Source organism: Glaciecola sp. MF2-115, from assembly GCF_047250385.1.
Lineage (GTDB): Bacteria > Pseudomonadota > Gammaproteobacteria > Enterobacterales > Alteromonadaceae > Glaciecola.
The window spans coordinates 143,820-164,391 of sequence record NZ_JBLBVM010000052.1; the positions used below are offsets into that span (position 1 = coordinate 143,820).

Annotated in this window: 18 protein-coding genes; 11 read left to right on the plus strand and 7 right to left on the minus strand. The window is 39.6% G+C overall.

Annotation, left to right across the window (positions count from 1 at the left end; genetic code table 11):
• Positions 1-70 precede the first annotated feature (70 nt).
• Together ACKLNX_RS10850 and ACKLNX_RS10855 are read right to left on the minus strand one after the other, a co-directional pair.
• Complete coding sequence (locus tag ACKLNX_RS10850) at positions 71-1,060, minus strand: NAD-dependent epimerase/dehydratase family protein (RefSeq protein WP_412972378.1); 990 nt, start codon at positions 1,058-1,060, stop codon at positions 71-73.
• On the minus strand, positions 1,053-1,844 hold the full coding sequence (locus ACKLNX_RS10855; RefSeq protein WP_412972379.1) for a YggN family protein: 792 nt from the start codon (positions 1,842-1,844) through the stop codon (positions 1,053-1,055). Before ACKLNX_RS10855 ends, ACKLNX_RS10850 begins: the two co-directional genes overlap by 8 nt.
• A 273-nt stretch (positions 1,845-2,117) precedes the next feature.
• On the opposite strand from ACKLNX_RS10855, the gene ACKLNX_RS10860 reads away from it, so the two are divergent.
• Complete coding sequence (locus ACKLNX_RS10860) at positions 2,118-2,309, plus strand: hypothetical protein (RefSeq protein WP_412972380.1); 192 nt, start codon at positions 2,118-2,120, stop codon at positions 2,307-2,309.
• A gap of 90 nt (positions 2,310-2,399) precedes the next feature.
• Here ACKLNX_RS10860 and ACKLNX_RS10865 read toward each other — a convergent pair whose 3' ends face one another.
• The 5 genes from ACKLNX_RS10865 to ACKLNX_RS10885 all read right to left on the minus strand — a co-directional run bounded on the left by ACKLNX_RS10865 (position 2,400) and on the right by ACKLNX_RS10885 (position 10,027).
• Positions 2,400-3,755 (minus strand): mechanosensitive ion channel family protein, encoded by a 1,356-nt coding sequence (locus ACKLNX_RS10865; RefSeq protein ID WP_412972381.1) that lies wholly within the window; start codon positions 3,753-3,755, stop codon positions 2,400-2,402.
• A gap of 1 nt (position 3,756) precedes the next feature.
• The gene (locus ACKLNX_RS10870; protein ID WP_411695112.1) at positions 3,757-4,659 is read right to left on the minus strand and encodes an acyltransferase; all 903 of its coding nucleotides are present in this window, start codon (positions 4,657-4,659) and stop codon (positions 3,757-3,759) included.
• Positions 4,656-5,561 (minus strand): acyltransferase, encoded by a 906-nt coding sequence (locus tag ACKLNX_RS10875; RefSeq protein WP_412972382.1) that lies wholly within the window; start codon positions 5,559-5,561, stop codon positions 4,656-4,658. Before ACKLNX_RS10875 ends, ACKLNX_RS10870 begins: the two co-directional genes overlap by 4 nt.
• Before the next feature lie 102 nt (positions 5,562-5,663).
• A complete protein-coding gene (locus ACKLNX_RS10880) occupies positions 5,664-7,808 on the minus strand; it encodes a diguanylate cyclase (RefSeq protein WP_412972383.1) in 2,145 nt (714 codons plus the stop codon).
• A 134-nt stretch (positions 7,809-7,942) separates the two neighbouring features.
• A complete protein-coding gene (locus ACKLNX_RS10885; protein WP_412972384.1) occupies positions 7,943-10,027 on the minus strand; it encodes a diguanylate cyclase in 2,085 nt (694 codons plus the stop codon).
• 747 nt (positions 10,028-10,774) lie between these two features.
• Here ACKLNX_RS10885 and ACKLNX_RS10890 point away from each other — a divergent pair.
• The 10 genes from ACKLNX_RS10890 to ACKLNX_RS10935 all read left to right on the plus strand — a co-directional run bounded on the left by ACKLNX_RS10890 (position 10,775) and on the right by ACKLNX_RS10935 (position 20,511).
• Complete coding sequence (locus ACKLNX_RS10890; protein WP_412972385.1) at positions 10,775-11,401, plus strand: hypothetical protein; 627 nt, start codon at positions 10,775-10,777, stop codon at positions 11,399-11,401.
• 24 nt (positions 11,402-11,425) lie between these two features.
• On the plus strand, positions 11,426-12,109 hold the full coding sequence (locus ACKLNX_RS10895) for a hypothetical protein (RefSeq protein ID WP_411695106.1): 684 nt from the start codon (positions 11,426-11,428) through the stop codon (positions 12,107-12,109).
• A gap of 109 nt (positions 12,110-12,218) precedes the next feature.
• Entirely contained in the window at positions 12,219-13,226 is a 1,008-nt protein-coding gene (gene dusA, locus ACKLNX_RS10900; RefSeq protein ID WP_412972386.1) for a tRNA dihydrouridine(20/20a) synthase DusA, read from the plus strand.
• Positions 13,227-13,514: 288 nt separating this feature from the next.
• Positions 13,515-13,811: a hypothetical protein gene (locus tag ACKLNX_RS10905; protein ID WP_411695104.1), complete on the plus strand. Its 297-nt coding sequence runs from the start codon at positions 13,515-13,517 to the stop codon at positions 13,809-13,811.
• A 241-nt stretch (positions 13,812-14,052) separates the two neighbouring features.
• On the plus strand, positions 14,053-14,253 hold the full coding sequence (locus ACKLNX_RS10910; protein WP_411695103.1) for a PspC domain-containing protein: 201 nt from the start codon (positions 14,053-14,055) through the stop codon (positions 14,251-14,253).
• A gap of 103 nt (positions 14,254-14,356) precedes the next feature.
• Entirely contained in the window at positions 14,357-15,349 is a 993-nt protein-coding gene (locus ACKLNX_RS10915) for a DUF2333 family protein (RefSeq protein WP_411695102.1), read from the plus strand.
• Between the two features lie 3 nt (positions 15,350-15,352).
• Complete coding sequence (locus tag ACKLNX_RS10920) at positions 15,353-16,111, plus strand: TIGR04219 family outer membrane beta-barrel protein (RefSeq protein WP_411695101.1); 759 nt, start codon at positions 15,353-15,355, stop codon at positions 16,109-16,111.
• 122 nt (positions 16,112-16,233) lie between these two features.
• Positions 16,234-18,048 (plus strand): assimilatory sulfite reductase (NADPH) flavoprotein subunit, encoded by a 1,815-nt coding sequence (locus tag ACKLNX_RS10925; RefSeq protein WP_412972387.1) that lies wholly within the window; start codon positions 16,234-16,236, stop codon positions 18,046-18,048.
• The gene (gene cysI, locus ACKLNX_RS10930; protein ID WP_412972388.1) at positions 18,048-19,760 is read left to right on the plus strand and encodes an assimilatory sulfite reductase (NADPH) hemoprotein subunit; all 1,713 of its coding nucleotides are present in this window, start codon (positions 18,048-18,050) and stop codon (positions 19,758-19,760) included. Before ACKLNX_RS10925 ends, cysI begins: the two co-directional genes overlap by 1 nt.
• Positions 19,753-20,511, plus strand: coding sequence for a phosphoadenylyl-sulfate reductase (locus ACKLNX_RS10935; RefSeq protein ID WP_412972389.1), 759 nt, complete (start codon positions 19,753-19,755; stop codon positions 20,509-20,511). The genes cysI and ACKLNX_RS10935 overlap by 8 nt, the downstream gene beginning before the upstream one ends.
• The last annotated feature ends 61 nt before the right edge of the window (positions 20,512-20,572 follow it).

Consider the following 20,572-nt stretch of genomic DNA (forward strand, 5'->3'; position numbering starts at 1 on the left):
GCTATAAATTTATATGAAAGCCCTCTTTGTGAGGGCTTTTTTATGGGTGACTAAAAACTTTTATAACGGTTCAAGGCAGCATATCGTAGGGACTAGGGTACTTCAGTCGTATTCCCAAGAGCTCAACGGTTTCTTTAGCATCAATCCATTTGCCATCGACAACTGTTCTATCGTCAGTTGTAAATTCGGGAAGCGGTAGGTTTTTCTGTTTAGCGCACCAAGTATAATAGTCTTCTCTCGAAGGATGCTCAGCACTGCATAAGTTTGCGGAAAAGAAGTTTTCGGTGAAGAGGGATTTGCTTGAGTCCACTAAAGCGCTCTCATTGAGCTTTTGTTGTGTACTAGGTGATTTTGCAGAGCGTAATTGCGTCGGGCCCAATTGTTCCGAGCTCAATTTTGAATCGCGCGGATCTGTGTGCTGCGGATCTCCATTGTGTTTCTGAGCAAAACTCAAAATAGTAATAATTGCCTGAACAACATCATGCTGATGAATAAGATTAACGGGGTTTTTCCCTAAGGCAATATTCGTTTTTCCAGACAATGTATTAATTGGGTGTCTGTCTTCACCAACTAGGCCCGCTAGGTGCAACACTGAAGCGCTAATATCATGCGCTTTGGCCAAGTCCTTCAAATAGATTTCTAGCTCTACATGCGCATTTCCTGACGCTGTATTGGGTGAGAGTTCTGTCTCATTACCTATTCTGCCTTTCATTTCACCAAATACCGACGTAGTGCTGACAAAACAAATATGTTTTACCATATGACTGCAGGCAAAATCGAACAAGGTCTTCATTTGTTTAATAAATGCATCGGGAGAAAAGTTTTTTCTACCTGGAGGAATATTGATAACTAGATAAGCACCCTCTAATGCATCACCGATTGTTGATGGTGCGTCTTGGTCATAAAGATCAAATAAGTAGGTGTCGATACCAGATTGTTTTAACTGGGTGGCTTTATCTGAATCGCGTGTTGTGCCGGAAACAATATGTCCGGCACTAAGAAGCGTTTTTGCAAGTGGGCTGCCTAACCAGCCTAGCCCAATAATAAAGTATCTATGCATTTTTGCCTTTGGCAACGAGATCTACATTCTCAAGGCCCTTAATTTGTTGAACTTTGTTTTCCGAGTCATCAACAATCGTTAGCATTTCACAAAGTTTTTCAGCTTCTTTCTCAATCCCTTTGGTTTGGCTCTCTACTTTGCTTTCAATTTCATCGCCCATTTTATTCATGCGCTCTTCAAATGACTCCATTGAACCTTCGCCGTTCATCATGCTTCTACCCATTTGAACTAGAAACTCGCCCATCGCGTTTTCCATAGCTTCAGAAACGATAAGATCGACTTCCTCTTCAAAGTCAGCGCCAAGTCCAAGGTCCCTTTCTAAAGTGGCTGTATCGAAAGTAAGAGATTCAGGATTTTGATACACATGTTCCTGAAGTTGGCTGTATAAACCATTTAGTTTCGTTTCCAACTGTAAAGCGACTCTGCTATCTGCGCCAAGAAACCCTCTTAGCACCTCAGTCACAGCATAGTTTGCCAGCTTCATGCCTTCAGAGGCAACTGTCATTACTTGAGGGATGCTTTGTTGTATGCTGTCATAATAGTCTTTGACATATTTCGTTTCTTCATTCGATAGCGAAAGTTTTTCACCATCTAGATAAACAACATAAGAGTTAGTAATTTTAACCTGCTCGTCTGCTCTAGTTGTTATTGTTAGCGTGTTGTCAGCAAAATTTAATTCACCATTAAGATTAATATCGCAACGATCTGAATGATCTTGACCGGCATTGACATTAAAGGTGGATATTGCGCAAAGACCTATTGTTGTGATGAGTAGTTTTTTCATTTCTGATAATCCTTTTGGTGATGTCAGTAGTGTAGTGTTTGTACGTGTCTTTGCAAAGTCTGTTCCCGATTATATATTTCTTTATAATTCATATGGTTAAACTTATTCACGAGCAAAATCTAATAAAACAACATTATTGTATTAGGAAATTTACCTAAGAGTTAGGCATATTGACCAAGATCAAGTTCAATAAAAATATTTAAGTCAGGCATGTAACATTTTTTCAGATTAGTGCATAATACCGCCGTTTTCTGCATTCACTTTAGGAATATTATGAACGGTATACTTAGCGGCTTTTTATTTGGTGCAACAGTGGTAGCACTGGTTTTAGGATTAACCTGTATCGTTATGGCATTCTTGACCGGAAAATCAGGTGCGGAAGGAATGCGCGAAAAAATTGAATATGGATATATGGGTGTAACTGGCTTAACGTTAACGTTCTTGTTAGCTTATGCTGCTTCCTAAGATTTTTGTCAAAGATTAAACGTCTTATTCACCATAGTTAGATTAATAGTAAAAGCTAATACAGCAATTGCTATTAATAAGAAAAACGCGCTACTGCGCGTTTTTTTGTGCCTGTTCATTATGGCTAGATACCCGCTGATAAGCTCGCAATTTGAATACAGGCAGTATTGCTAGCACGTGATCAAAAATGTCAGCTTGAATCTGTTCATATGCCACCCAGTTTTTCTCTTTACTAAAGCAATAAATTTCTAAAGGAATACCAATTTCAGTAGGCTTTAATTGACGAACCATGCACGTTAGATCTTGGTTAATCATTTCATGCTTTTTCAAATAAGACGTAAGGTAGGCTCTAAACGTGCCGAGATTGGTTAAGCGTCGACAATTGAGGATATCTGTTTCTTCAATTTCTTTCAGTTTTCTATCTTCAACTAGCTCTTGTTTTTTGTCTTTCAAGTACTGATTCAAGAGCTTCATACCTTCCCATTCTTCAAGTAGTTCGGCATCTGCAAACGAGACTGAATGGATGTCGAGATAAACGGATCGTTTAATTCTTCGTCCACCTGACTCCGTCATACCACGCCAGTTCTTTACCGCATCAGTAGTCAGTGAATAGGTTGGCAGTGTCGAAATGGTCTTGTCCCAATTTTGTACTTTCACAACGTTCAGACCAATTTCGAGTATTTCACCATCCACTTCATACTTCGGCATGGCAATCCAATCGCCGGTGTTGAACATTCTGTTTGCTGCTATTTGAATGCCAGCCACAAAACCTAAAATAGTATCTCTGAATATCAATAATAATACTGCTGCGATTGCGGTTAAGCCCGACAGTAAATAAATAGGACTTTTGCCTAATAGTAGTGATAGCAGCAAGAATATTAAAACAAGGGTAAGTAGCAACTTTGTGACTTGAATAAAGCCAGTTATAGGGGCTTTTTTTGCGAGTAGGCTTCGACTGTAAATATTTTCAATTGCTGTTAATGAGCCACTCAAGGTTCGCCATGCAGTAAATAGTAGATAGATTGCGCTGAAGTTCGCCAACAAGGAGTAGAGCTTATCTTCAGGCTCAAAGAATAAACTGTAGGTTGTGTAAACAACGATCCCTGGGACAATTCTGGCGATACGCCTAAAAACGCCAGCTTCCATCAAACAGTCGTCCCAAGTATTATTCGACCTAGAAACAAGCCTCAAGACTTTGAAATGTAAAATCAGTTTAGCGAGAATAAAAGAGGCGAAAGCAACTAAGAAAATACTGCCCAAGGCAAATAACTGGTAGGACATACTGCCTTGCTCTAGCTTCATACCTAGATATTGACCGGCTTCAATTAAGAACTCTACAAGATCGGCAACAACTTGGCTGCGCATTGGATTGGCAGTAGCAGCAGTCTCTGAAGCAGATACGCTCGTTGAAAAAAACGCTGAATAAAACATCATTAAATAACTCATATTATTGTGCCTTTAATCCCTTCATCCATTCTTTCATCCGTTCATCTTTGCTTTCCCAAAGTCTATTCAACCACACTTGGAAGTTTTCTCGAAAGCTAGGGTTTTCAAAATAATCGCCAATGATTTCTTCAGACACTGGCAGCACACACACGTCGATGACAATATGCGACATCTCCCCACTTAACATATCCATCATAGGATGGCCTGAATTTTCAGGGTAAGCGATGGTAACATCTAAGACATTACTAAACTGTTCGCCCATAGAGGCTAACGTGAACGCAATACCTCCAGCCTTGGGGCGAAGCAGGTGCGCAAACGGACTTTTTCGCTCTTGCGCTTTGATAGGCGTAAAACGTGTTCCCTCCACAAAATTAATGACAGAGGTTGGACTATCGATGAATTTTGCACAAGATTGGCGCGTTGTCTCAATATCTTTGCCTTTTAAATGCGGGTGTTTCTCAATAAATGCTTGCGAATAACGACGCATAAATGGCATATCTAGTGCCCATGCGGCGATGCCCACAAAAGGTAACCAAATGAGTTCTTTCTTAAGGAAAAACTTAGGAGGCGAGGTATGTTCTGCGCAAAATCGGATGAGTAAGGCAATATCTAAATAACTGATATGGTTTGCGATGATCAGATACCACTTTTCTTTGCTCAGCGCTTCATCTACTCTCATTTCAACATTTACTTTATTGAAGAACTTGATCATCGCAACTGCAAAAATACTGTAGGTGAAATAAAGGAAGTGCATTAATTTTAGAAGAGCACGGCTGATAAGTTTTATTGGAATAATAAAGCGAACTAGGCCGAAACAAAATATCAGTCCTCCCCACAGGGCCAAATTGCTCATCTGTAATATAAAATGGATGGGTAATATTATATATGATTTTATAGACTTCATTTACTGCTTTGCTCCATCAGCTCAAGCTGAATGTTCTTTTCATTCCACAATTGGTTTAACCACTGTTGAAACGCTTCTCTTTGGTTTGGGTCGTCGAAATAAGTCGGAGAAAATACGCCATTTTTGAATAAATCGTCAATCAAAATGGTTCTTATACTGACATTTATCTTGGACACTTTGCCTGTCACAAAATCCCAATAGGAGGGGGTTCCTTCAGGATAGTGAATAGTTACATCAACAAGTTTGGTTAGTTGCTTTCCCATAGCACTTAATACAAATGCGATACCGCCGGCTTTTGGTGGTAGAAGTTTGGAATACATTTGCCCAGACTGTTGCCATTTTTGTTTTGTAAAGCGAGTGCCCTCGATGAAGTTCATGACGCTCACTGGTTTGAACTGGAATTTCTCACAAGCTTTTCTAGTTGTTTCAAGATCCTTGCCTTTTAAATGCGGGTGCTTTTTCAAAAATGTCTTGCTATATCTGCGCATGAAAGGAAAGTCGAGTGCCCACCATGCTATGCCAAGAAATGGCACCCAAATGAGCTCTTTCTTTAGGAAGAATTTTAAAAATGGAATTTTGTGATTGAGTACTCGTTGCAAGACTAATATATCAACCCAAGATTGATGATTCGAAATAACTAAATACCATTCTTTGTTGCTTAAGCCCGCACCACCTTGCGTTACAAATTTGGTTCTGGAGAATATATTTTGATTTAAGTTATTAATACTAATCCACGCACTTGCACATCCATCCAACGGAAATGAGACAATTTTTTGCCATGGCTTAATAGGTATTACCTTTAGTAAAGATAAAAAAACGATAGGGAGAACCCAGAATAGGGTGTTAATCAGATAACCCAGAGCCGAAATACAGCCATTAAGAAAATGAAATAAAGCGCGCATAACCCAGTTTTATTGAGACTAAAACGCTAAGTATATACGAACTAGACTCTTGTGCCGAAACAAATAAAGCCTAAATTAACGGACTACTTTGAGGAAAAGGGCTTATTCGGGATCAATGGTGACAATCGACAGCTGATTTCGGCCATTATTTTTGCATTTATACAGCTCTTCGTCGGCAATATTGATGATTTCATGGAGGCTCAGTTGGCTATTTCCTAACAAGCTGCAAACACCAATGCTAACGGTTAATCTAATGGGCACCTTAAGATCTTTAACTTCTATTCTCATATTCTGCGTTTGTATATGAATATTATGTATGAGTTGATGATGCGCTCTCACGTCTTTACTGGACATTAATATGACAAACTCTTCACCACCGTAACGACCAATAATATCGGTTTCTCTTTTACAATTGTCCTGCATTAAAGCTGAGAAAGCCTTTAGGCATTCATCACCCACTATATGTCCGTAACTATCATTGATCAGCTTGAAGTGGTCAATGTCGATAAGTGCTAGGCTAATGGGTTGCTGAAGCCTTTGATTTGTTTTGATTGCATTGTAAGCGATTTCGTCAAAACCATTTCGATTTAGTAAATGTGTTAGGCCATCTTCTCTTGCTTGGGCTGCAAGCTGCAGGTTCATTTGTTCAAGCTGTGTTGTTTTCTCTGATACTTGCTGTTGCAATTGATCTTCGAAGTCGCGTAATAAATTATGCGATTTACGTAATTTTGAAGCAACTTCATTGATCTCTTGGCTTGAAGTTGCACTGAGTTCATTTTCAAAGTTAGCAATGTAGTTATCTGAATTATTGCCTAATAATTTTACGAGTGGAGAGGTTATTCTTTTTGCGAGCTTATGCGCAATCAATAGGAATAAAAGTATTATCAATACAACCGTCATTGTCAGTACTAAAAGGTGATGACTGAATAGTTCAACAAGTTCATCAGGGTGTTTTATGACGTAGATTTTCCAAGCGAAACTGTTGGTAGCCATGTTGTATGGATGACCTCTGCCTTCGATGCTTAACATAGGGAAACCGGGGGAAAATTTACTCTCGGTAACTGTTAAATTAAATTTTGAAAGGCTTTGCAGTCCTGTCGATGGCGAAGCATAGATAACCTTGTCTTCCGCGTCTGTAATTATTAAGTAATCTGAATTAAGCGTTGATTCCATCCGTTCTTGAAGGTTTGCAATAAATTGTAAATTCATTGCTCCCAATAATACACCTTGGAAGTTACCGTCTATAAGTATTGGGCTAGATAGAGCAATCATAGGCGCGGAAATCATACCTCTACTCATCATCACACCAGAGATGAAGGGCGTTTTAGTATCGCGTGCATGTTTAAAGTAAGCGCGGTCATTTACATAGCGAAGGTTTCTCGGCAGGTTTTCCAAGTCGTCATTAAATCTTCTGGGTGCAAAAAAAGATGTGTAACCATCTTCTTGTATGTAGGTCAGGTTAAAGAAGTCTGGATAATCCATTTGAGCGTCAAGCAGTAAGTTTTTTCGTGCATCCTCATCACTGACTCTGGATAAAGCTCTCGCCAGTTGCTTGACCAATGTAAAATGCTCATCAATAAAACGCTCAGTCGTTAAGCTAACGGTGTTGGTTTGAGAGCGAAGTATTTTCATTAGCTGTTCTTCGTTTCGTTCACTTGCGGTACTTGCTAACACTAATGAAATGGTCACCAAGGGCAAGATCAGTGTGAGCGCGCTAAGTGCGAAAATATTCGAGGATAAGCTTCTATTTGCAGAGCTACTATCGTCTGAAAGCCATTTTGTAGGAGTGAGTAAATACAGCATAGCTGCCAATGAACCATTAAATAGGCCATTTAAACCTTGCATTGACGCAAAAATAAAACTGAATTCTTGACCACTTCCACTAGAAGGAGCCATTGTTAAGAAGAGCCAATAAAAAGGTCCACCAATAATTAACCAAAAAGAAAGGGAAGCTATAATTACGAAAAATCGTTTGTGAATAAGTAGAGCAATGATAAAAAATTCAGCTACATGAACGCCAGTACTCAAAATAGAGTGCCCTGTTGCATACATTGATGCGAGGGTGATAATAAGTGTTATTAATGCTGCTCGGCCCCCAAAACTGATTAGCACATAAATGCATAGTCCCATGCCCCAAGAAAGGGTGAGGGCTCCGTAAATAGGAATTGATAGAAACGAGTTAGCTAGAGCCGCCAAAACACCAAGCAGCAGTCCTTGCAATATATCGTAATTGGGGCGTTTAGCCATTTTTTGCGGCATATAAACAGAGGTTGATTTTTAATCGATTTAAATTACAACACTAGCCCTATTCAACTTGAATGTCTAGGTTCTAAAAAATATACACGATAAAAATTTAAGTGAATTAAGTCGTTTGAAAATTGTTATTGAATGTAGATAGATATTTTATTTTTACCGGTGCGTTTGCTTTTATAAAGCTGCTCATCAGCAGACTTGATTAAGCCCTCGAAACTCATTCCGAAGTTACTACTTAAGCTGCTTACACCAACACTGATTGTCATTTTTATGATCACATCATCGTTTCTTATTTGTGTTGCTTTAACCGCTTTATGAATACGCTGGGTTAATTCATGGTGCTCTTCTATCACTCCACCGCTTAATAAAATAATAAACTCTTCTCCGCCATAGCGGCCGAGCAAGTCGGTATTACGTTTACAAAATTTATTCAGAGTTTTCGCAATAGAGACAATGCATTTATCTCCGAAAGGGTGGCCATATGAATCGTTAATTTGTTTGAAGTCATCAATATCAATTAATACCATCGACATTGGAATATGATTTCTTACACAGTTGCGGAAAGTTGAGTTTGCAAGATCATCAAATCCAGAACGGTTGAGCAATGAAGTTAGACCGTCTTTTTGAGCTAAGTTGTACAACTGTTGATTGAGAGCCTTTAATTGCTTCGTTTTGTCTTCAACTTGCTGAGTCAGCTGTTGTTGAAAATTCAACATTAAATGTCGAGAGTTAATTAGCTTATCTGTGACTTTCACCATCTCATCACTAATAATAGCTTCTTTAGCGATATCTTCCGGAAAGTTATTGTCACTAAAATGCTCTGCTAAGCGAACTAGAGGTAAGGTTATTCGTTTACTTAATAAGTTGGCTATGGCCGAGAATACAACTAGAGTAAATAGCAAACCTGCGGCCAAAATATAAAAGTTTTTCGATATAATTTGAGTGACAATTGTAGGCGGTGCTAAAACGGTTATCGTCCAATCATGTTCTGTTGTTGTTTGGTAATATAGGTACTTGTCATTACGTAACGATAGGACTGGTATCTCATGTATCAAGGGCGTTGTGCTGGGGATGTAGTCAAATTGAGAAAGTGTTGGTAGTTCCAAACTTGGCGATGAGATAATGACTTTATTGTTTCTATCTGTAATGACATATTGCTGAAAACCATTGTCGTCTATATGCATCTTCTTAAACGTCGAAAAGGTTGAAAGCCTGATTGCGCCTTGTGAAATTCCATAAAAATCGCCACCAAATACAATAGGGGCCGAAACAGTAATTAGGGGATCATTGCCAAAACCAACGCCGGCTATAGCCTCTGATAATTGTGCTTGTAATGTACTTTTAGCGTCTTGGAAGTAACGACGAGTATGCAAGTAATGTTGCTTTTGCGCGCCCAGCATCTGTGCATATTTTTTTGGCGTTGCATACATTATTTCACCTTCTTCATTCGACACCAACATACTTATGAAGAAGGGTTGATTTTCAGCTGTTGCATCTAACACGCTTTGAACAGGCACAGAAAAGCTAGATTTAGATAGCGTCGCAGAAAGCGTTTTTACTGCTGAAATATGATTATCTACAAAGGTTTCACTCATATACATGAGTTGCTCACCCTGTCCAGCAAGCATTTCAGCGATGTCTTTTTCTTTTTGGGTAGTATTTTGCCAAGTAAAAATCAAAGATAATGCGATGGTTGGTAAAGTTATTGTGAGCATACAAAGTGAAAAGATTACGGTCGCAAATTTTGGTGGTTTTACTTGGTAATTTCTATAAACACTTTGAACAGGAATAAATGAATAAACCAAGGCGGCCACTGAAGCACAAAAAATGCCGTTAATGCTAAGTGTCAAACCTGAAATAATAAGAAGCTCGGTAGAGTTAGCGCTAGTAATCGCGAGCAAAAACATTGCTAAGGGAATGCCAACGAGTAGCCAGTACATGGCGTCTGAAAATAACAGTACTTTGCCGTTCCTTAGAAACATATGAACGGTAAAGGTTTCACTCACTAAAATGATAAATAAGAAGGGATCATTAAGATTAATCGCGAGAGCGGTAGCTGATACTACTGATGAAATGATTCCTGCGTTTAGGCCTCTTGTTGTTAGACAAAGGAATACGAAAATTTGACCAAAGTACAGTGAAAAGTGACCATAAAACGGTATGCTCAGAAAATAATTCGTTAAGGCCCCGAGAGCACCAAAATTCAAGCCCACTAATAGCGTGCTTGCCGAGAAAACAGATTCTCTATGTTGGCGATGTTGGGAGAATGATTTATTAATTTAGAAATCCTTTTCTTCTAACTGAATTATTATACTTGAGAGGTCAAATTTACAACACATTGATGTTAGACCTTTATCCAGCGAGATCAAGAAAATCAAGCGAAAAGGTGATGTTTTAGTGCTCAAGAGATTGATTTTTAAACAGTGGTTAATTTTAGAAATTGGTGTGTACTCAATTAATAAGGAACCACCCTTAATTTTTCGATAAAGGATTTTGCTGATTTGATTTATCTTGCAAGTATTTTGAATTGAAAGAGAGTGCTCAAATAAGAGGAAATCGAGAGTGTTGTTTTTTTAACAATTAACGAGCTTGTCGAGTTGATACATAGAAAAAGAGTCTTGGCATATTTGAGCACTTTCATTCAAGTATCAAATTCTAATAATCAACTAACGTTTTATCCATTAATGCAGTAAAAATGACGCAAATGTCCGCTTATCATTTTGGCTTTAAATTTAGCGCTAACTGTTAACTAACTGGCCTGCACGTCAATATATTCATGACATGGCTTTGAATCCTCAAGCTATAACCCTCAACTTTCGACGCATCGAATTGACATAAATTAGGGTATTTTTTTCTATATCTTAATCAAGTCAAGAATACCCCTTTTCGAACTCAAGGGGCATTATCTAAGGTAATATGTAGATCGTTTTTTAAACAACACAAGTGTAAATAACTTAAAAATGAAATTTGCTTACCTACTTATACTAATTGTCATTTCTACTGCGACTAACGCAGTTGAATTGCGTATGAGTAAATTGCTAAGCAATGTTAATTGGGTACCTCATAATTTAGCTTTCCAACAAAATAACCCATTTCAATTAACCCAAAGCATTCCTGCTTCATTTAAGTCTTTCGATATCTTGGATTCATCATCGGCAAATACACTTGTTATTGCAGCAAAGTCATTGAGTGATATTGATCTTTACAGTCATTACACTGACTTACAATCCAATGCAAAGTCTTCTATATATAGTCACTATGCTTATTTCACAGAATTTCAATTAGCCATTAAAAGTGATTTGATGATCACGGGCCAATGGACACGACTTCACGAGTCATATAATGACGGTTATGATAGTAATCGTCTTCTACGCCCTGTAGAGTGGAGCTTAGTAACAGAGTCAAGAACATCAGCCGCAAGAGAAGTTGGGCTAAACTGGACTGTTTTCGAAGGTTTACAAGCTTTCGCTAAATTACAGACAGTGAACAGTTCAGCTTGGATTCCTCAGGTTTCAATCCCTCGGTTTGTTACCCAAGATACAGAAAACTGGACGTTAGCAGCAGTTGAACTGGTCTATACTTTCTAATATTAATTTAGGCATCTTAAACTTATGAATTTACTTAAAAATGGATTATTTTGTAAACGTGGCGTAGTACCGCTACTATTTGCATGCTCCTTGCTGGCGCCAATATCTTTTGCGAATGCAGGTATTATTACGATTGGGCAATTTAGTCCGGGTGCACAGCTTAATCAAGAGGATTTTGAGAGAATAGCGACTCCTATTAACGGAGAAATTCTGACAAATCAATTTGCTGCAAATGGTCTCAGATTTGTGTTAAATAATGGAATAAACGCGAGTTTGTTCAACAACCGCTATTGCGACCCAGCATCAACTGCATTGACGGGGAATTCATATATTGGTATCGGTACGTCAACTTCTTGCAGACAATCTTCAAGCATAACTTCGATCTCTATCTTCTTTGAGCAGCTGACAAGTGCATTCTCATTTAGCTTCGCAAGCAATGCTAGAGACAACTCAAAGTTTAAATTTGAGCTATTAGCCGAGGGTAACTTGCTTTCGACAGTCAATTTAGATTTGTTTTCTTTGCGGAATAACAGCACCGAATTGTTTCCAAACATCACTTTTGACGAAGTGCGAGTAACAGAGTCATCCGAGTTAAACTGGTTTTGGGCAGATAACTTTGCGTGGAACTATTCTCAAGTGAATGCACCAGCGACAGGCTTATTGCTTTTGGGTGGTTTGGGCTTGGTCATGCTGCGCCGACGCACTTAGTTATTTGTTTTGTTTAGCTACAGTAAAACCCGTATAATTAAGCATTGATTTAGCCTTTCAGACAAAAGGCTAAGCACATTTATATCTCAAAGGTTTTACAACTGATTTTATGATTTCACACAAGTTCTCAGTCGCCCCAATGCTTGATTGGACCGACCGCCATTGCCGCTTTTTTCTTCGACTATTATCCAAACATACCGTGCTGTATACAGAAATGGTAACCACTGGCGCCATCATTTATGGCAAAGGTGATTATTTAGAATATAGCTCGGAAGAGCATCCACTTGTGTTGCAATTAGGTGGTAGTGATCCGCAAGCAATGGCCCATTGCGCAGCAATTGCAGAGCAACGTGGCTATGATGAAGTGAATATCAATGTAGGTTGTCCTTCTGATCGTGTTAAAAATGGCAGCTTTGGCGCTTGTCTAATGGCTATGCCCGATACTGTTGCTGAGTGCGTATCGGCGATGCGTGCTTCAGTTAATATCCCCGTTACCGTCAAATGCCGCATCGGTATAGATGACATGGATGACTATGAAGGTTTAAGTCGATTTGTTTCAACGGTTGCTGGTGCAGGGTGCGAGCACTTTATCGTGCATGCTAGAAAAGCCTGGTTAAAAGGCCTGAGTCCAAAACAAAATCGTGATATCCCTCCTTTGAATTATCAGCGTGTGTACGACTTAAAGCAGGAGTTTTCACAACTGCAAATATCGATTAATGGTGGCATAAACACCTTAGATAATGCTCAAGCACATTTAGAACTCATTGATGGTGTCATGATGGGACGTGAGGTTTACTCAAATCCATATATCCTGAGCAATGTTGACTCCACTATATATGGCGCTGAACGCCAAGCCATCAGTAGAGAAGAAGTCGTTATTCAAATGACTGCCTATATTAAAGAGCAGGTGTATCAAGGTTCAAAAGTATGGCATATCGCAAGACATGTATTGGGGCTCTTCCAAGGTCAAGCCGGTGGACGCATTTGGCGACGATACTTGAGTGAGAACGGCACAAAACGAGACGCATCCACAGATATTTTGCTTCACGCTTGCGAAAAAGTAGTTGAAGCTCAGACAAAAGCTCGCGATTTTCAGGCAAGTAAGGTTGAGTGCTAGTCTAGTGTTTCGCCTTTAAACTTCTATAAGTCATTCCATTTTCAAAATTTGGTTAATTTTACCAACACAAGTGGTTAAATTAACCACTCAACCCCCGTTATTTTCCGAACTATTCTTTCTTTAGAATCACTGATATTTATATCTTATTGATATTTATAAATAAAATATTTTTTCTCAAAGTTGGCACAACAATCGCTATGTCTAAGTGTCCTTGCCGAAAAGGCATATAAATTTAGGTTTCGTAGCAGTAAGCGTAACCAACACTATTAACATTTTGAGGGAAATATCATGTCAATTAAGAAAACTGCACTAACTACTATATTCGCTACTGCTATTGCTTGCACCGCTTCAGTACATGCTCAGGAGTCACATGTTGAACGAGTTTTAAATTCTGTGGTTAATCAAGCTATGCAAACAGTAACTCAGGAAATAAACGAAGAAGTTCAAAAGTCGATTTTAACTTCAGCATATAACTTTACGTTTGCAAGTCCTGTTGATCCAGATGCGCCAGTGACATCAGTAACTATCACCGACATCGCAAGTGTTAAGAGCGACAAAAGCACAACAGAGAAAACTGAAGATTAATTAACGGACAAGTCGTATAGCGACTTGTCTCGTTCCTTAGGGAGAAGTTTATGTTAGGCCATATCAGCCTTATAGGCATACTAGCAACACCTATTCTGTTTTATATAGGTAGCGCTACTGTCGTTATCTGCCTTGAGCACTTTAATTTAATTGCTACTAGCAAAAGCTGAACAAAAAATACGTCAACGTTGACAATTTACTTTTAAAGACGCACAGAATACATACTAAAGAGGTACTTACAATGAAAACAGTTATCAATGATAAAAGATTATTTAGAGATGCTAATCGCGCTATTATTTCTGGTGTTTGTGCTGGAGTAGCGAGATATTTCGACGTCGATCCACTTTGGGTTCGAGCCGGTGCAGTCATTAGTATGATATTTTTAACTTTCCCAACTGCTTTGGCGTATGTTTTAGCGATCCTTTTGTTGCGGTATAAGTAGGTAGCCTTGTACAATAAAGCTTCGAAGGGTTAAGTTGTCGTTTTCAACCGCTTTTGCGGTTACGAGTTTTTCTGCTCAAGTTAAGCAAAGTCAAAGGATATTTATGGCACAGTTTCTTTCTACCAAAACAGTCTCTGCGGGAATTATCACTATCGTATTGTTGTTTACAATACTCGGATTTTGGTGGAGCTTTGCACCGGACACATTTGATGTTCGAAAGAATGCCCATGATATGGCATCAGCTCAAGGCCATCAGGTGGTCACGGGCTACACAACAACCTCAACCTTGATTAAAGTCACCGAGCTTATGCTGGGTAAAAATGGCGGCTACTTAACGAATGATGTTATGCCTCCTGGTATCTTCATGGACAACATTCCTGCTTGGGAATTTGGCGTGTTAGAGATGAGTCGCGATTTAGCTTTGTCGATGCGTAAAGACTTTAGTCGCTCACAATCTCAATCTCTTGAAAACCCACAATTAGTTCAAGCGCAACCTTACTACAACAATGACAATAATCGCTGGATTTTGCCATCCTCTGAATCTCGCTATGAAAAAGCCGTTGAGCAACTATACTTATATCAAGCAGAGCTTGGTAATATTACCAATTCAAATACGCAGTTTTATGCTAGAGCCGATAATTTACGCGATTGGTTGAAACAAGTGGAAAAACGTTTAGGCAGCTTGTCTCAAAAGTTGAGCGCGAGTGTTGGTTCAGATGTTATTAATACCGAATTGGCAGGAGATTCAGAAGCAAGACAGTCTACGCCGCAAACTCCTGTTCTCAGAAATAAAACTAGTTGGTTTAAGTTAGATGATAATTTTTATGAAGCACGTGGAGCAAGTTGGGCACTTCTACATTTTTTAAAGGCGGTTGAAATTGACTTTAAAGATGTTCTGGAGAAGAAAAACGCGACTGTCAGTTTGCGCCAAATTATCCGTGAATTGGAAGCGACTCAAGAAACTGTATTTACGCCCGTTATACTAAATGGAGATGGCTTTGGTATGTTAGCTAATCACTCGTTAGTAATGGCGAACTATATTTCAAGAGCAAATGCTGCTTTAATCGAATTATCAGAATTATTAAATCAAGGATAAAATATGAAAAAGTCACTTTTGGGTTGTGCTTTATTAGCAGCAACGGCTGTTGTTCCGGCGCAAGCCGATACGTTGTTAGGCGCATATGTTGGGGCGCAGGCTTGGAATATGGGCGTAGAAGGGGGTTTTTCTAATCAAGAGTCATCGTTAACTGACTTCTCGTTTGATGACAAAACAAACGGCTCTTTTTATGTCGCTTTAGAACATCCAATCCCACTAATTCCAAATATTAAAGTAAATAGAACGACACTTGACTCATCAGGTGTTACGACACTTACGGCAGAATTTGAGTTTGATGGCACTTTGTATAGTGAGAATACTAATCTAAATACTGTAATTGATATGACAGCAACGGATTTCATTTTGTATTATGAGATCCTCGATAATGACTTACTAACTATCGATCTTGGTATTAACGGTAAATACCTAGATGGCATCATTTCAGTCGCTGAAGTTTCAGGCAACAGGCAGGCTGCTGAAGAATTCTCGGGTGTGATACCAATGGCCTACGCAAAAGTGCAAGTTGGTTTACCGTTTACAGGTTTGGGTTTGCATGCAGAAGGTAGTTTTCTAGCAATTGAAGATAGTACCGTTTCTGACTTTCAGGCTGCTATAACCTACAGTTTTGTTGAAACTTTGGCATTAGATATGACGCTACAAGCGGGTTATCGCTCACTGACAGTCGAGCTAGATGACTTAGATGATATTTATTCCAACCTTGAATTTTCAGGAGTATTTGTTGGATTAGAATTCGATTTCTAAAATCTTTCACTCAAATTGAAATTTCTTAAGTCTAAAAAGTAATAAAAAATCTGATTTAATTCTTTCAGGTTATGTAAGAAAGTCGTTAACCTTAGTGCAGTACTAGCTAAGGTTAACGATAAATGACTTCAAATAACGGCAATAAAAACTTCTCAGCGTTGACTGAGCAGCAAATGCAGCTGCTTTCAAGCACTGCGTCTTCCCTATCCAAAGAGCAACTTATTTGGGCAAGCGGCTTTCTAGCAGGCTTGGCGGGATCAGTCAGTGCGCTGCCTATTCCTTCTTCAGCTCAATCTGTACAAAATATTGCGACCCAAGCTACTTTAACTATTCTTTATGGCTCACAAACGGGTAACTCTAAAGGCGTTGCGAATAGCTATAAAGCATCGGCGCTTGAAAAAGGTTTCAATTGTAACCTTGTCAGTATGAGCGACTATAAACCCCGTCAGCTTAAAAACGAAACCCATTTGGTGGTTATTGTTAGCACTCATGGTGAGGGTGATGCACCCGATGATGCTGTTGAGTTATATGAATTTTTAGCAAGTAAAAAAGCACCAAAACTACCCAATTTGAAATTCGCGGTTGTTGGTTTAGGAGATACAAGCTACGAATTCTTCTGCCAAACAGGTAAAGATTTCGAATCTCGCTTATTGGCTCTTGGTGCCAAACCTATCGTTGAGCGACTCGATTGTGATGTGGATTACGAAGCTAGTGTGGCGGCGTGGGCTGAATCTTTAAATGCTAAGCTTAAAGATGAATTGGTACCAGTGGTTAGCTCACAAACAGCTAGCTTAAATCCGGCAGCTAGTGCCGTTTCTCAATCTTTATATAGCAAGAAGAAGCCATTCTCAGCGACGCTAAATGAAAGCTTAAAGATCACAGGACGTGATTCCGTTAAAGACATCCGTCATATTGAAATCTCCCTTGAGGACAGTGGCATAGCATATCAACCCGGCGATGCCTTAGGCGTTTGGTTTAATAATGACGAAGCGCTAGTTAAAAGAATTCTTGCAGCAACCTCGACTAAGGCCGATGACAAAGTTAGTTTGGCTGGCACTCAACTTAGCTTGATGGAAGCATTGGTAAGCAAGCTAGAACTCACACTCAGTTATCCAGGTTTTGTAAAATCCTACCAGGCAGCGACTGAACATGCAGAGCTAGGCAATCTATTGTCTGATAAAGCAGCTTTGAGAGAATATTTATCGATTTCTCAGATTGTTGATATTGTCGAAAAGTATCCAGCGAAAATTGACGCACAGTCTTTGGTGGAGGCACTTCGACCCATCACTCCGCGTTTGTATTCTATTGCATCGAGTCAAGCTGAGGTTGAAGATGAGGTTCATCTAACCGTTGCGCATATCGAATATGAAATTAATGGACAGGTGAATCAAGGAGGCGCTTCAGGCTTCCTTTCAACTCGCTTACAAGAGGGCGAAAAGGTAAACGTATACGTTGAAAATAACGACAATTTTAGATTGCCTGCAGATCCAAATACACCGATTATCATGATTGGGCCAGGTACCGGTATTGCTCCTTTCAGAGCATTTATGCAAGAAAGAGATGCGCTAGAAGCAGAAGGTAAAAATTGGTTGTTCTTTGGCAATCCAAATTTTACGCAAGACTTCCTGTATCAAACTGAATGGCAGGGATATTTAAAATCTGGTCTATTGAGCAAAATCAGTTTAGCTTTTTCTCGTGATCAAGCTGAGAAAGTCTATGTGCAAGACAGACTAAGAGAAAATGGGAAAGAAGTGTTTGCATGGCTGGAGCAAGGCGCGCACATATATATCTGTGGTGATGCGATGAGAATGGCCAAAGACGTTGAGACGACATTATTAGCGCTAGTTGCAGAACACGGTAATCAATCAGCCGCCGAGGCAAAGCAGTATGTAACTAATTTACGCAAGTCAAAGAGATACCAGAAGGATGTTTACTAATGAGCGATGACAACAAATATAAAGTTGAAGGTAAGCTTTCTGACAACGAAAGATTGAAAGGCGCAAGTAATTTACTGCGAGGAACTATCGCTGAGGATCTTAAAGATGATGTGACTGGTGGATTTAACGGCGATAATTTTCAACTTATTCGCTTTCACGGCATGTATCAGCAAGACGACCGAGATATCCGTGCCGAGCGCATGAAGCAAAAGCTAGAACCTCTGCATAACGTAATGTTGCGAGCGCGACTACCTGGCGGCGTAATTAAGCCAGAGCAGTGGTTAGTAATCGATAAATTTGCATCAGATTATACAATGTATGGCAGTATCAGACTGACCACTAGACAAACTTTCCAGTTTCATGGTGTCTTAAAGCCGAATGTTAAAATGATGCACCAGACCTTGAATAAAGCTGGAATTGATTCGATTGCGACGGCTGGTGACGTGAACCGAAACGTACTTTGTACTTCTAATCCAATTGAGTCAAAAGTACATAAGCAAGCATGGGATTGGGCTACTAAAATAAGTGAGCACTTACTGCCTAAAACCAATGCTTATGCAGAAATTTGGTTAAACGGTGAGAAAGTTGAGTCGACGCAAGAAGACGAGCCGATCTTAGGCAAAACGTATTTACCACGCAAATTCAAAACAACGGTTGTGATCCCCCCACAAAATGATGTTGACGTGCACGCCAATGATTTGAATTTTGTCGCGATAGCGGAAAACGGTGAACTTGTTGGCTTTAACGTGCTTGTTGGCGGTGGTTTAGCGATGACGCATGGCGACCATACCACTTTCCCACGTAAAGCAGACGACTTTGGATTTATAAGCTTAGATAAGACACTCGATGTTGCAGCCGCTGTGCTTTCTACTCAGCGTGACTGGGGGAATAGAGTTAATCGTAAAAATGCAAAAACCAAATATACATTAGAGCGCGTTGGCGTAGATACTTTCAAAGCGGAAGTTGAGAAGCGTGCAGGCATCAGTTTTGCTCCGAGTAAGCCTTACGAATTCACTAGTAGAGGCGATCGTTTCGGTTGGGTTGAAGGCATTGATGGCAAGCATCATCTCACCTTGTTTATTGAAAATGGCCGTATTTTAGATTATCCAGGCAAAACCTTAAAAACAGGTTGTGCAGAAATAGCTAAAATTCACCAAGGCGATTTCAGAATGACGGCAAACCAAAACCTCATCATTGCAGGCGTGTCAATTGAGCAAAAAGCCCAAATTGAAGCGCTTGCTGTTCAGCATGGTTTAATGGAAGCAAGTGTCTCAAACCAGCGTAAAGATTCGATGGCCTGCGTTTCATTACCCACTTGCCCTCTAGCTATGGCTGAGGCAGAACGTTATTTACCTGACGCAGTGACTGAAATTGAAAGTTTACTAGCGAAACACGGAATGCCGGAAGAAAGCATCATTTATCGAATTACTGGTTGTCCTAACGGTTGTGGAAGAGCGATGCTTGCCGAGGTAGGTTTAGTCGGCAAAGGACCAGGTAAGTACAATTTTCATATTGGTGGTGATCGTCAAGGTACTCGTATTCCAAGAATGTACAAAGAGAACATAACCGACACTGAAATCATGAAGCACTTGGATGATCTTATTGGGCGCTGGTCGAAAGAGCGTCATGACAATGAGGCTTTTGGTGATTTTGTTATCCGAGCAGGCATTATTGCGCCAGTCATTGACTCGGCTAAGGATTTCTATGATTAGTCTAGCTGAGCAAATCACTGAAGAAGGCATCATCGAATTAAACATCGATGTGCACGAACTTGAAAACTTAAATCAAAGTCTTGAAGCAATGCCTGTCCTTAAAAGGGTTGAGTGGGCTTTGGATAATTTACCTGCTAATCATATGTTGTCTTCTAGCTTTGGCGCGCAATCAGCAGTAATGCTTCATTTAGTAAATGAAGTAGCACCAGGTATTCCGGTTGTATTAACTGATACTGGCTATTTGTTTCCTGAAACCTATCAATTCATTGATGAAATGAGTGAGCGTTTGAATCTTAACTTGCATGTTTACTCTGCAAAATTGAGCGCCGGATGGCAAGAAGCTAGGCACGGTAAACTATGGGAACAAGGTACTGAAGGACTTGAGAAATACAATAAGCTGAATAAAGTGGAACCTATGCAGCGAGCAATTAAGGACTTAGATGCTAAAACATGGTTCGCTGGTTTGCGAAGAGATCAATCCGATTCGCGTGGCAAACTGAAAGTGCTACAAAAGCAAGGCAAGCAATTTAAAGTTCACCCGATCTTAGATCAATCAAATAAACAATTGCATGAATACTTAACCAGCAACCAGTTACCTTACCATCCGTTATGGGAAAAAGGTTTTGTGTCTATTGGCGATTGGCATACTACTATCGCCTTACAAGAGGGGATGTCAGAGCAAGATACACGTTTCTTCGGCTTAAAACGTGAGTGTGGTTTACACGAATTTGGTGATGGTGACGGTATATAACTAAAGCAAATCCCTGCTTGATATACTTTGTTACACTTATACTCAATGAAATAAGGAAAAC